This is a genomic window from Hymenobacter sp. APR13, assembly GCF_000737515.1.
Lineage (GTDB): Bacteria > Bacteroidota > Bacteroidia > Cytophagales > Hymenobacteraceae > Hymenobacter.
In genome coordinates this window covers 870,127-882,480 of record NZ_CP006587.1, presented here as the reverse complement: position 1 = coordinate 882,480, position 12,354 = coordinate 870,127, and the positions used below count along the sequence as shown (strand labels likewise).

Below are 12,354 nucleotides of genomic sequence, written 5' to 3'. Positions count from 1 at the left end.
GTGGCGGCATGACGATAGCCCGGCCTAGATTAGCTGCTTTGGCCGTGGCGCTGCTCGGCAGCCGCCTGTGCTGGGCCGAGGCCATGAAGAACACGTCCATGGGAGAAATTCTGTGGGCTATAGTGGTGCTGATAGCCGGCGTTCCGCTCGTTATTGCGTTTCTGATGTACTGGCTGGTGGTGTTGCTCAAAGACCAGCACCCCAGCGTGGCCGCTACCGTGCTGGTGGCGCTGAGCATCTGGTGGCTAGGCTTGTTCGTGCTTGGGTCGCGGGAGAGTCCGGCCGTTTCGGTAAACTCCGCTACGTGGCAGGTGGTGCTGGTAGTGGCGTTGCTGACGGCTGTTTGCGCCTGGGTGAGTGCTCCTTCGGCGGACGAAGACCCTGAATAAACAGAGCCAAGTGGCTCGTAGCAACCCCAAACTATGACGAAAACCCGCATTGCCGTGGATATGGATGAGGTAATAGCCGACTCCATTGCCCGGTTTCAGGAGTGGTACGCCCACGAGTTTGGGCTGGAAATGACCCTGGCGCAGCTGCGCGGCAAGAACTTCCACGACGCCGTGGCACCGGAGCACCAGCTGGCGCTGCGCGGCTACCCCAACCGGCCCGGCTTCTTCAAAGACCTGCCCCTCATGGCCGACAGCCAGCGTGTGCTGCGCGAGTTAAGCCGGCGCCACGAGCTGTTCATCGCCTCGGCGGCTATGGAGTTTCCCAACTCGTTTCTGGATAAGTACGAGTGGCTGCAGCAGCACTTCAGCTTCATTCCGTGGCGCAACGTGGTGTTCTGCGGCGACAAAAGCATCCTCAACGCCGACTTTCTCATCGACGACAACGCCTTCAACTTCGACAACTTCCGGGGTGAAGGTATCTTGTTCGACGCGCCGCACAACGCCCTGGAAACCCGCTGCCGCCGCGTGCACAGCTGGCAGGAAATCGGCGCCATCTTCCTGTAGCCAATCCTACAAAACAGAAGGCCCGACGCATTGCGCCGGGCCTTCTGTTTTTATTGAGGAACGAAAAACGACTAGGCCGTGGCGGCCAGCACGGCATCAATGGCGCGCTGGTAGCAGGCTTCGTAGCGGGGCACGATGTTGCCGACGGCGAAGGTTTCGGCGTGGGCGCGGGCAGCGTCCTTGAAGCGGGGCAGGTTGTCGTCCTGGAGCACGAACAGGGCGTTTTTCACCATGTCGGCCACGTCGCCGACGTTGCTGGTCATGCCCGTGATGCCGTGCTCGTTCAGCTCGGGAATGCCGCCGGCGTTGGTGCTGATGACGGGCACTTCACAGGCCATGGCTTCCAGCGCCGCCAGCCCGAAGCTTTCCTTCTCAGACGGCATCAGAAACAGATCCGACACGCTCAATACTTCTTCCACGGCCTCCAGCTTGCCCAGGAAACGCACGTCGTTGCTGCTGAGGCCTAGGTCGCGGCAGAGCTTCTCAATGCGCGGCCGGTCGGGCCCGTCGCCGACGAGCAGCAGCTTGGCCGGCATCTGCTGGCGCACGCCGTCGAAGATGTGCACCACGTCTTCGACGCGCTTCACGGAGCGGAAGTTGGAGGTGTGGATGAGCAGCTTTTCGCCGTCGGGGGCAATGGCGGCCTTGAAGTGGCTCTTGTCCTGCTTCTTGAAACGGTCCAGGTTGATGAAGTTCGGAATCACCTCAATGTCCTTCTCGATGGCGAAGTACTCGTAGGTTTCCTTGCGCAAGTCGGCCGAAACGGCTGTTACGCCATCCGACTGGTTGATACTGAACGTGACCACCGGCTCGTAGCTGGCGTCTTTGCCCACCAGCGTGATGTCGGTACCGTGCAGGGTGGTGATGACCGGCACGCGGATGCCTTTGGTGATGAGGATCTGCTTGGCCATGTAGGCCGCCGAGGCGTGCGGAATGGCGTAGTGCACGTGCAGCACGTCCAGCTTCTCGTTCTGCACGATGTCCACCATCTTGGAGGCCAGTGCCAGCTCGTAGGGCGGAAACTGGAACAGCGGGTAGGGCGGGATGTAGACCTCGTGGTAGAACAGGTTCTCGTTGAAGAAATCGAGGCGAACCGGCTGGCTGTAGGTGATGAAGTGCACGCGGTGGCCGCGCTGGGCCAGGGCTTTGCCCAGCTCGGTGGCTACCACGCCGGAGCCGCCAAAGGTGGGGTAACAGACAATGCCGATGTTCATGTAGCGTAGGCTTTAGCCTGCGCCGTCGCGCAGGTGGAGCGGCGGGGCAGAGCAGAAACGGGTAAGGGAGGTGTCATTCCGACCGCAGAAAGGAACCTGATAAAAGCCGGTCAGCAGGCAATTCAGATTCTTCCCTGCGGGCGCAAAGACAAAAAAAACGGCGGCAAGCTGCTCCCTCAGGAACGCCTTGCCGCCGATTGCGGAGTCAAAGAAACAGAAAAGCCGGACAACAGGTCATGTCTTTTGCAGCGACTTGTAGATGACGTCGTGGATGCGGGTGCGGATGTTGTACTGGCGCAGCTTGTTGTTGCCGGCGTCGGGGTACACCCGGTTGGAAAGAAAGATGTAGAGGATTTTGTTTTCGGGGTCCATCCAGACGCAGGTGCCGGTGAAGCCCGTATGGCCAAACGTGCTGGCCGGCGAGAGGTTGCTGGTGGGGCCTTCGGGCTTGGTCGGGTCGCCGTGGTCCCAGCCCAGGCCGTGGCGGTTGCCAGCCACGGTGCTGCGCGCAAACTCCGTCACGACGGGGCTCTGGAAGTAGCGCAGCCCGCCGTAGCGCCCGTTCTGCAGGTTCATCTGCATCAGGATGGCCAGGTCGTTGGCGTTGGCAAACAGGCCCGCGTGGCCGCCCACGCCGCCAATCATGGCTGCCGTCTGGTCGTGCACGGTGCCCTGCAGCTGGGCGCGGCGGAAGTAGGTGTCGTTTTCGGTGGGCGCGATGCACGACTGCGGAAACTTCTGCAGCGGGTTGTAGGTCATGGTGCCGAGGCCAAGCGGCTTGTAGAAGCTCTTGTCGAGGAAGTTCTCAATGGGCTCCTGCAGCAGCTTTTCGGCCACCCGCTTCAGAATGATGAAGCTCAGGTCGGAATACTCCACCGGATACTTGCCCTTGGTCTTGGGCAGCAAGCCGGAGCGCTGCACCCAGGTCCAGACCGAGTCTTCGGCCGTCTGCACGCTGTAGAGGTTGGGCGTCACTTCGTTGGTGAAGCCAGCCGTGCTGGTGCTGGCGTAGAAGGTGGGCTTGGGGCCGGTTTTGGTGATGGTTTTCTCCCAGGTCGGGATGCCGGCTTTCAGGCCCGCTTGGTGCAGCAGCACCTCGCGCACGGTCATGTCGCGCTTGTTGGTGCCTTTCAGCTCGGGCAGGTAGGCGGCTACTTTGCTGTCGAGGTCGAGCTTGCCCTGATCTTTCAGGTACATGATGGTCTGCAGCGTACCGGCCACTTTCGTTACCGACGCCAGGTCGTAGAGCGTGCTGTTGCTGACGGGCTGCTTCTTGTCGTAGGTGCAGTAGCCGTAGCTTTTGTCGAACACCACGGCTCCGTTCTTGGCCACCAGCACTTGGCAACCGGGCGCGGCCGCATACGCCACCGATTCCAGCGCAATGTTGTCGATCTGTGCCAGGACTTTGGAGTCGAGCCCTTCGCTTTCCGGCGTGGCGTAGCGCAGGCGCTTGAAGTCCGGCGTCGGCAGGCCCACGCCCGCCGTTAGCTCCGGCGTAACCGTGACCGGCAGGCGGCCCAACGCGGGCAGCGCGCCAAACAGCACCTGCGGCACCACCAGCTGCGAGGCGTAGTTGTCTTCGTAGCCGCACACCAGCGTGCGGGCGCCATCCAGGTGCTTCAAGGAGTAGGCGTTGCCCATGGCCACCACCACCGTTTTGATGCGCGGGTTAGCCTGCAGATCCTTCAGGAATTTCAGCGTGCCGTCGCCCAAACCGTAGTTGTGGGTGGGCGTGTTGTTCATGTTGTGCAGCGTCACCACCACCGTATTGTAGGGGGCGAGGCGCGGCAGAATCCGGGCAAACGTGGAGTCGGGCGCGTAGCGGTTGGCTACCGCGTACACGGGGCCGCTCTGGTACTTGCTCATGATTTCGCCCAGCGTGCTGCCCGGCCCGGCTCCGATGGTGACGGTGGCAATGCGCAGCGTGTCGAGGCGGTGCAGCGGCAGCAGGTCGTCCTGGTTTTTCACCACGGTGGTGGCGTGCTCGTAGATTTCCTGGGCCACCGTGCGGCTCTGGGGCCGGTTGAGGTTGGCCATCAGGTTGGGCACGTCCACGGGCGGCTGGTTGTTGAGGCCGGCCCAGAACTTGGCGCGCAGAATCTTGCGCACCCGCTGGTCGACATCAGCCTGCACCAGCTTGCCGGCGGCCAGATCGTCCTTGATTTTCTGGATGGCTACCGGCACGTCTTCCGAAAACAGCAGCACGTCGTTGCCGGCCAGCAGCGCCAGCGCGTCCAGCTCGCCGGGCTTGTAGAGGTTGGCCACGCTCTTCATGTTGAGCGCATCCGTAAACACGAGGCCCTTGTAGGCCATTTTCTCTTTCAGCAGCCCCGTCACGAGGTTGCGCGAGATGGTAGCCGACACCGAGCGCACCGTATCGAACAGCGGCATGTAGAGGTGGCCCACCATCACGCCCATCACGCCCGCCTCAAACGACTGCTGAAATGGGTACAAATCCACGTTGGTCAGGCGGGCCAAGTCGGAGTTGATGACCGGCAGGGCCACGTGCGAGTCCACATCGGTGTCGCCGTGGCCGGGGAAGTGCTTCACCACGGCCATGATGCCGTGGTCCTGCAGGCCGCGGATGTAGGCCACGCTGCGCTTGGCCACCTGCTCTTTGTTCTCGCCGAACGAGCGGTTGCCGATAACCGGGTTGTCGGGGTTGGAGTTGACGTCGACGACGGGCGAAAAGCTGACGTGCACGCCCAGGGTCTTCATCTTGAGGGCAATTTCGCGGCCCATCTGGTATACGTACTGCTCGTCGTCCATGGCGCCCAGCGTCATCTGCTTGGCGAAGTGCATGCTGGAGTCGAGGCGCATGTCGAGGCCCCACTCGGCGTCCATGGCAATGAGTAGCGGCACCTTGGCAGCGGCTTGGTAGCGGTTGGTGAGGTGGCCCTGCCGACGCGGGCCGCCCTGCAGAAACATCAGCCCGCCGATGTTATAGTTCTTGATCAGAAACTCGGTGTACTGGGCGTGCTTCTTGTCCTTGTTGGAGTAGGCGGCCACCATGAACAGCTGCCCCAGCCGCTGGTCGGGCGTGAGCGAGTTGAAGACGCTGTCCACCCAGTTCTGCTCGGCCACGGAGCGGGGTTTGGCCGCGTCTTCGTAGGGCACCGCGGAGGTGATGATCAGACCCGTGGCAGCGAGTAGCAGCAGTAAGAGTCTAATCCGAAATTCCTTGAGCATGGGCTCCCGTATGGTGTCTGGCGGTAAGTGGTCTGGTTGAACGCAAGCGGATTTCGCCCTACTTTTGTTCCCATTCGGGTGCCGGAAAAGCGGGGTCCGGCGGGCCCGGCCACCGCAATGGTGAGCCCCAGGCATCCGGTCATCTGCTCTACCCAACTGTGTGAACCCGGGAGCCCGGCCAACACAACACACACGAATGTTGGCCACAAACTTACGGAGAAAATCCCGGCCGTGGTTGGCCGTTCATCGAGCAAGTCCAATTGCTCAGCGGGTTAACGCCCGCCTTTTCTTTTTTCGTATCCTCTTTATTTCCCCTGAATGGCCGACATAATTCAGCTGCTTCCCGAGTATCTGGCCAACCAGATTGCCGCCGGCGAAGTGGTGCAGCGGCCGGCTTCGGCCGTCAAAGAATTGCTCGAAAATGCCGTCGATGCCGGCGCCACCCAGGTGCAGCTCATCGTCAAGGACGCCGGCAAGCAGCTGGTGCAGGTGGTAGACAACGGCTCGGGCATGAGCGCCACCGACGCCCGCATGAGCCTGGAGCGCCACGCCACTTCCAAAATCCGCACCACCGACGACCTGTTCCGTATCCGCACCCTGGGCTTCCGGGGCGAGGCGCTGGCCTCCATTGCGGCCGTGGCCCAGGTGGAGTTGCGCACCAAGCAGGCCAGCCAGGAAACGGGCACGCTGCTGCTCATCGAAGGCTCCCAAATCACCAGCCAGCAGCCTACGGCCTGCCCCGACGGCACCAGCATCAGCGTCAAAAACCTGTTTTTCAACGTGCCGGCCCGGCGCAACTTCCTCAAGAGCAACGCCGTGGAAATGCGGCACATCCTCGACGAGTTCCAGCACATTGCCCTGGCCAACCCCCAGATTGCGTTTACGCTGTTCCAGAACGACCTGGAGGTGTTCAACCTGCCGGCCGGCAAGCTCAGCCAGCGCATCGTGAGCTTGCTCGGGAACGGCTACAAGGAGCAGCTGGCGGCCTGCGAGGAGGTGACGCCGTTTCTGAGCGTGAAGGGCTTCATCGGCAAGCCGGAATCGGCCAAGAAAAGCCGCGGCGACCAGTTCTTCTTCGTCAACAACCGCTTTATCCGCTCGGCCTACCTCAACCACGCCGTGCTGGCCGCCTACGAAGGCCTGCTGCCCAAAGACGCGCATCCGTTTTACGTGCTGTTTCTGGACCTCGACCCCAAGGCCATCGACATCAACGTGCACCCCACCAAGACGGAAATCAAGTTCGAGGACGAGAAAACCGTGTACGCCATTGTGCGCGCCGCCGTCAAGCAGAGCCTGGGGCTGCACAACATGGCGCCCTCGCTGGACTTTGATGGCGACGTGAACTTCGCGCCTATCCGGCCGCTGCGCACGCCGCTGGGCGAGCTGCCCAAAAGTAACTTCGACCCCGACGACTTCCGGCCCGACGCGCTGGCTTCGGCCGCCTCCGCCGCGGCCACGCCCGCCCGCGACGCCCGCCCCGGCAGCCCCGCCCGTGCCGACAGCGGCTACGAGCGCCAGATTCCGCCCCGGCCCACCGAGCAGGCCAAGCGCGACCTGGAGGAGTTCTACAAGAGCCTCAGCAAGGTGAACGTGCCCGACGTGGAGCGCGAAGCCACGGCCAAAGGCGTGCCCGTGCCCAGTGCCGCCGCCCTCACGGCCGCTGCTGCCGCTGCGCCGCCGTTGGTGTCGCCGGCGCTGGTGGTGGGGGCCACGTCGGCGGCGGTGCCGGCCGCGCCCGAGCTGCCGCTGCGCGAGGTGCCGGCCAGCTCCGGCAACAAGGTGCTGCAGGTGCACGGGCAGTATTTGCTGGTGGCCGTGAAGTCGGGGCTGATGCTGCTGGACCAGGCCGCCGCGCGGGAGCGAATCCTGTACGAGCAGTACGCCCACACGCTGGAGCGCGAAACCGGCGCCTCCCAGACGCTGCTGTTTCCGCGCACGGTCACGTTTACGCCCCAGGATTTTGCCATTCTGCGCGAGGTGGAAGACGCCCTGCGCGGCCTGGGCTTCCGGTTCACCGACTTCGGCAAGCATACTATTGCCGTGGAAGGCATCCCGGCCGACGTGCCGGCCCGCGACGAAAAGGAGCTGCTGGAAGGCCTCATCGAGCAGTTCCGGACCCACGCCGGCCCCGTGAAGCTGGACCGCCGCGAGCAGATGGCCCGCGCCCTGGCCCGCCGCGTGGCCACCGCCGCCTCGGGCGCCCGCCTCTCCGACACCGAAATGAACACGCTGGTCGATAAGCTGTTTGCCTGCCAAGTGCCCGGCTACACCCCCGACGGCCGCCGCACCCTCGTGCTACTGGAGCTCAGCCAGATTCAGGAGTTCTTCCGCCGCTGATCTAGCGGTGTAGAGACGCGACACTTCGCGTCTCGTCGTTGAACGACCGGAACCATGCCGGCTGAACAACATCAGCAACGACGAGACGCGAAGTTTCGCGTCTCTACACCGTTTAACAAAACCCATCAGGTCAACCTCATCCGGCCAAACCGCCCGGTATAGCGTAAGGGAAGAAAAATCAGCGAAATCACTTCAATCAGCGCAAATCAGCGATTCATGTTCCGACTTACTCCCACCGTTCGCACGCTGCTCATCATCAACGTGCTGGTGTTTTTTCTGCAAAGCCAGTTTGGGTCGCAGGTGACGGTGCTGGGCGCCCTTTACCCGATTGGGTCGGTGTACTTTCAGCCCTGGCAGTTCCTGACCTATATGTTTCTGCACGGCAGCTTCGCCCACCTGTTTTCCAACATGCTGGGCCTCGTATTCATCGGGGCCTCGCTGGAAGACGTGTGGGGTCCGAAACGGTTTCTGACGTATTGGCTGATCTGCGGCGTGGGCGCCGGCATGCTCTACCAAGGCGTGCGCGCCTACGAGCTGCACCAGATGGACACCGACCGGATTGCGTTCCAGGAAGCGCCGTCGGGCGTGGCCTTCTCCAACTACTTCCACAACTACCTGCCCGAAGCCGGCGACTCCTTCTCGGCGGTAGCCGCCCAGATGCAGCGCACGCCTAACGACCAAGGGCTGATTGCCTCCGCCACGGAAACCATTCAGGCCATCTACGACCGGGCCATCAACAGCCCGGAGGCCGGGATGCTGGGGGCGTCGGGGGCGCTGTTTGGGGTGCTGTTTGCGTTCGGGTTCCTGTTTCCGCAGCAGTCGCTCATCATCTTCCCGATTCCGATTCCCATCAAGGCCTGGCTGTTCGTGACGCTCTATACCGCCTACGAGCTCTACCAGGGCATCCACCCGGTACCCGGCGACAATGTGGCGCACTTCGCGCATTTGGGCGGAATGTTGATTGGCTTCATTGTGTTGAAAATCTGGCAGCGCAACGGCACGCACTACGGCTGAGGTGCCGCATGCCTGCCAAGTTGTAGCTTCGCGTAGCCTGCCGTTCTCCTTGCTTTCCTCTCCATGAGTTTCCTTGATGACATCCGCGCCACCCTCACCCGGCGCGACAATGCCCTGAGCCAGCTGCTGCTGATCAATGTGCTGGTGTTTGTAGTGCTGCTGCTGATCCGCGTCACGCTGTATCTGGTGACGGCGGGCCGCCTCGACATCACGCTGGTGCTGGAGTGGCTGGCGGTGCCCTCCGGCCCCTGGACGCTGCTTACCCGCCCCTGGACGCTGCTCACCTACGCCTTCGTCCACACCGATTTCTTCCACATCCTGTTCAACCTGCTGAATCTGTACTGGTTCGGCTCGCTGGTGCGTGAGTACCTCGGCGACCGGAAGCTGGTGAGCCTGTATATTCTGGGGGCGCTGGCCGGTGCCGCGCTGTATCTGCTGGCCTACAACTTCGTGCCGGTGTTTGCCGGCCGCCCGGCCATGCTCTATGGGGCCTCGGCGGGCGTCACGGCCATCATCCTGGGCGCCGCCACGCTGCTGCCCGACTACACGTTCAGCATTATTTTCCTGGGCCCGGTGCGCATCAAATACATTGCAGCCGTGGTGGTTATCATCAGCATTGCAGGCATTGATGGCGGCAACCCGGGCGGCGAAATTGCCCACCTGGGCGGCGCGCTGCTGGGCTTCCTGTTCATCAAGCAGCTGCAGCGCGGCCGCGACCTGGGCCGCCCCGTGCAGGCCATCGGCGACTGGGTGGGCGGCCTGCTCTCGGGCCCGCGCCTGCGCGTGACGCACCGCGGCGGCGCGGCAGCAGCTCCGGCCGCATCGGGCGCCCGCAAAGGCACCCTGCCCAAGCCCGAGCAGGAAGACCTCGATGCCATCCTTGACAAAATCTCCCGCTCCGGCTACGAAAGCCTTTCCAAAGACGAAAAACAGCGCCTGTTCAAGGCCAGCCAGAAATAGCAGGCACTAGCTGTCATTGCGAGGAGGCACGACGAAGCAATCCTTCCTCTCCATGCGCTAAGCCTAAACTAAGCAGAAAGCCCTCCGGCGTTAGTATAGTACACTAACGCCGGAGGGCTTTGCTTTTAGGGTTGTTTTCAGCTTTGAGAGGAAGGATTGCTTCGCGCTGCTCGCAATGACAACATGCTACTGACGGCACAGGCTGAAGCCTATGCTACAGGCCTACCAGCTATAAAACCGTACCTGCTTGTTCACGAAGTCGATGGTGGTGCGGTACTGGCTCAGGAACGGGTAGCCCACGAGGCCCTGCACCGGCACCTGGCCGGGCTTGCTGTTGAGGTGGGAAATATCGGTGAACACCGTGGACTGGTTGCGGAAGGCCAGCTTGCCGCCCACCTGCAGCTCTGGCACCTGCCCGCTCACCACCGTGCGCGAGAGGTTGTCGGCGCCCTGCAGCGTGACGTTTTCCTTTTTACGCAACGTTTTCTGGAACGCGGGGGCGTATTGCTGGTCCAGCAGGTTGTACTGGGCGCCGGAGTCCAGGGCCAACTGCCAGGTCTGGCCGGCGGCGGTGGCTTCCAGTATCGGCAGGTGGCCGCGCAGCGTGAAGGGCACGCTCAGCAGCGGCGCCGGGCCGGTAGGGGCTGGGCCTGTGGGGGCGGGGTCGGGCTTGCGGAGCTGCACCTGGGCGGCGCGGTAGTCGAGGGTGAGGGCGTACTGGTCGAGCAGGTTGTAGCCGATGAGGCCCAGCAGCTTCAAACCCTTCAGCCGCTGCTCCAGGCTGGTGAGGTCCAGGGTGGGCACTTCGCGGTTCTGGAACCGGATGCCGGCCCAGTCGAAGCTCTGGGTGGTGTGGTAAGAGTAGCTGCCCATGCTGCCGTTTACGCCGCGCATACCGCCGGCCGTGGCGGTGGTTTCGCCGGGGTTGGGGGCAAACTCGCGCTGGTTGAGCATCAGGGCCGGCGCGCCAGAGTCGAGCAGGAAATTGCCGCGGCGGCCGTCTACCTCGGCTTCCACCACAATCAGGCCGTCCATCAGGCGCATGGGCACGGTTACGGCGGGTGGCGTGGTCAGGTCCAGGGTGGTGGTGGCCGTGGCAATCTTCTTCACGCTGGCTTTGGCCAGGTTCAGCTCCAGGAATTTCCCCTCGGCACTCAACAGAAAGTCGTACTCCTTCTCCGTGCCCTGGCGGGTGAACGCGCACACGTAGCGAATGTTGGCACCTTCGGGAGCCTGGCGTACCAGCCGCACGTTTTCCACGGGCCCAAAGCCGGGAATCAGCTGCGCCAGCAGCTGCGGGGTGTAGGTGGCCGGCAGGCTTCCCACCCGCGTCTCGCTGCCCAGAAACGGCTGCAGCGGCTCCACCGATTTGGTGTTGATGGCCGCCACCAGCTGGTCGAGGGGCCGAATGCCGGTGGGCGTTTGCTGGGCTAGGGTAGCGGTGGTGCCGGCTAGCAGCAGCCAGAAACTCAGGAAGAGGGCTTTCATAGATATCGTAATAAAGCGGGAAGGCAAGACACTAGCAGACGCACTGAGAGCAACAGACCGGAGCCGCAGGAGCCAGGTTGCCTGCATAGGGCCGCCCTTGGGCCGGAAGGTTGTATGGCTGTTGCGGAATCGTTGCAGAGTAGCGCGAACTACAAAGTTCGCGCTACTTCCAAACGCAAAACCGGCCGCCCTGCTTGCGCAGAACGGCCGGTTTCTGTTGGTGGCTGGAGAAGCTTAGGCCGAAGCCTTGCTCATGTTGTCCAGCGCGTCCATTACTTCTTTCACGTGGCCACGCGAGGTTTCCAGCAGCGCTTTTTCTTCGTCGTTGAGCTGCAGCTCGATTACTTTCTCGATGCCGTTTTTGCCCAGGATAACCGGAGCACCCAGGTACACGCCGTCGATGCCATACTCGCCTTCCAGCTTGATGCACACCGGGAACACGCGACGCTGGTCGCGCACGATGGCCTCTACCATCTGAGCGGCAGCCGCGCCGGGCGCGTACCAGGCCGAAGTACCCATCAGCTTCACCAGCTCGCCGCCACCGTTGGTGGTGCGGGCCACAATGGCGTCCAACTCCTCTTTGCCGATCAGCTCGGTTACGGGGATGCCGCCTACGGTGGTGTAGCGGGGCAGGGGCACCATGGTGTCGCCGTGGCCACCCATGAGCACCGCCTGAATGTCTTTGGGGCTCACGTTCAGGGCCTCAGCCAGGAAAGCGCGGTAGCGGGCCGTGTCGAGGATGCCAGCCATGCCGAACACCTTGTTGCGGGGCAGGCCAGAGGTGAGGTGGGCCTGGTAGGTCATCACGTCGAGCGGGTTGCTCACGATGATGATGATGGCGTTGGGCGAGTATTTCACCACCTGCTCGGTCACCGATTTCACGATACCGGCGTTGGTCGAAATCAGGTCGTCGCGGGTCATGCCGGGCTTGCGGGGCAGGCCGGAGGTAATCACCACCACGTCGGAATCGGCCGTGCGGGCGTAGTCGCTGGTCACGCCCACGGTGCGCGAGTCGTAGCCGATGATGGGTGCTTTCTGCCAGATGTCGAGGGCCTTGCCTTCGGCGAAGCCTTCCTTGATGTCAACCAGTACGATTTCGTTGGCAATTTCGCGGGTGGCCAATACGTCGGCGCAGGTTGCGCCCACGTTGCCAGCCCCAACTACGGTAACTTTCATCGGGTGAGGAATTGGGTGAGGGT

General features: G+C 62.7%; 9 protein-coding genes. 5 read left to right on the top strand and 4 right to left on the bottom strand.

Annotated features, from left to right (window positions below; all coding sequences use genetic code 11):
• Nucleotides 1–8: 8 nt before the first annotated feature.
• Both N008_RS03695 and N008_RS03690 read left to right on the top strand, forming a co-directional pair.
• Nucleotides 9–389, top strand: a complete 381-nt coding sequence (locus tag N008_RS03695; RefSeq protein ID WP_156108997.1) for a hypothetical protein — start codon at nt 9–11, stop codon at nt 387–389.
• 33 nt (nt 390–422) lie between these two features.
• Nucleotides 423–953, top strand: a complete 531-nt coding sequence (locus N008_RS03690) for a 5' nucleotidase, NT5C type (protein ID WP_044013821.1) — start codon at nt 423–425, stop codon at nt 951–953.
• A gap of 71 nt (nt 954–1,024) precedes the next feature.
• On the opposite strand, the gene bshA is transcribed toward N008_RS03690, so the two are convergent.
• Nucleotides 1,025–2,167, bottom strand: a complete 1,143-nt coding sequence (bshA, locus tag N008_RS03685; protein WP_044013820.1) for an N-acetyl-alpha-D-glucosaminyl L-malate synthase BshA — start codon at nt 2,165–2,167, stop codon at nt 1,025–1,027.
• Nucleotides 2,168–2,401: 234 nt separating this feature from the next.
• Nucleotides 2,402–5,356 carry a glycoside hydrolase family 3 N-terminal domain-containing protein gene (locus tag N008_RS03680; protein ID WP_044013817.1) on the bottom strand — a complete coding sequence of 985 codons (2,955 nt, stop codon included), beginning with the start codon at nt 5,354–5,356 and terminating at the stop codon, nt 2,402–2,404.
• A gap of 318 nt (nt 5,357–5,674) precedes the next feature.
• On the opposite strand from N008_RS03680, the gene mutL reads away from it, so the two are divergent.
• The 3 genes from mutL (at nt 5,675) to N008_RS03665 (ending at nt 9,667) form a co-directional block, all read left to right on the top strand.
• Nucleotides 5,675–7,693 (top strand): DNA mismatch repair endonuclease MutL, encoded by a 2,019-nt coding sequence (mutL, locus tag N008_RS03675; RefSeq protein ID WP_044013815.1) that lies wholly within the window; start codon nt 5,675–5,677, stop codon nt 7,691–7,693.
• Nucleotides 7,694–7,909: 216 nt separating this feature from the next.
• Nucleotides 7,910–8,707, top strand: a complete 798-nt coding sequence (locus N008_RS03670) for a rhomboid family intramembrane serine protease (RefSeq protein ID WP_044013813.1) — start codon at nt 7,910–7,912, stop codon at nt 8,705–8,707.
• A 63-nt stretch (nt 8,708–8,770) separates the two neighbouring features.
• On the top strand, nt 8,771–9,667 hold the full coding sequence (locus tag N008_RS03665) for a rhomboid family intramembrane serine protease (protein ID WP_044013812.1): 897 nt from the start codon (nt 8,771–8,773) through the stop codon (nt 9,665–9,667).
• A 222-nt stretch (nt 9,668–9,889) separates the two neighbouring features.
• Here the strand turns inward: N008_RS03665 and N008_RS03660 are convergent, their stop codons facing one another.
• Together N008_RS03660 and mdh are read right to left on the bottom strand one after the other, a co-directional pair.
• The gene (locus N008_RS03660) at nt 9,890–11,155 is read right to left on the bottom strand and encodes an aspartyl protease family protein (RefSeq protein ID WP_044013810.1); all 1,266 of its coding nucleotides are present in this window, start codon (nt 11,153–11,155) and stop codon (nt 9,890–9,892) included.
• Between the two features lie 234 nt (nt 11,156–11,389).
• On the bottom strand, nt 11,390–12,331 hold the full coding sequence (gene mdh / locus N008_RS03655) for a malate dehydrogenase (RefSeq protein WP_044013809.1): 942 nt from the start codon (nt 12,329–12,331) through the stop codon (nt 11,390–11,392).
• Between the last annotated feature and the right edge of the window lie 23 nt (nt 12,332–12,354).

Excerpts from the sequence above, each read along its gene's own strand:
- N008_RS03660 (WP_044013810.1), bottom strand. The coding sequence starts at position 11,155 with ATGAAAGCCCTCTTCCTGAGTTTCTGGCTGCTGCTAGCCGGCACCACC.
- N008_RS03665 (WP_044013812.1), top strand. The coding sequence starts at position 8,771 with ATGAGTTTCCTTGATGACATCCGCGCCACCCTCACCCGGCGCGACAAT.
- N008_RS03680 (WP_044013817.1), bottom strand. The coding sequence starts at position 5,356 with ATGCTCAAGGAATTTCGGATTAGACTCTTACTGCTGCTACTCGCTGCC.
- N008_RS03690 (WP_044013821.1), top strand. The coding sequence starts at position 423 with ATGACGAAAACCCGCATTGCCGTGGATATGGATGAGGTAATAGCCGAC.
- mutL (WP_044013815.1), top strand. The coding sequence starts at position 5,675 with ATGGCCGACATAATTCAGCTGCTTCCCGAGTATCTGGCCAACCAGATT.
- N008_RS03695 (WP_156108997.1), top strand. The coding sequence starts at position 9 with ATGACGATAGCCCGGCCTAGATTAGCTGCTTTGGCCGTGGCGCTGCTC.
- bshA (WP_044013820.1), bottom strand. The coding sequence starts at position 2,167 with ATGAACATCGGCATTGTCTGTTACCCCACCTTTGGCGGCTCCGGCGTG.
- mdh (WP_044013809.1), bottom strand. The coding sequence starts at position 12,331 with ATGAAAGTTACCGTAGTTGGGGCTGGCAACGTGGGCGCAACCTGCGCC.
- N008_RS03670 (WP_044013813.1), top strand. The coding sequence starts at position 7,910 with ATGTTCCGACTTACTCCCACCGTTCGCACGCTGCTCATCATCAACGTG.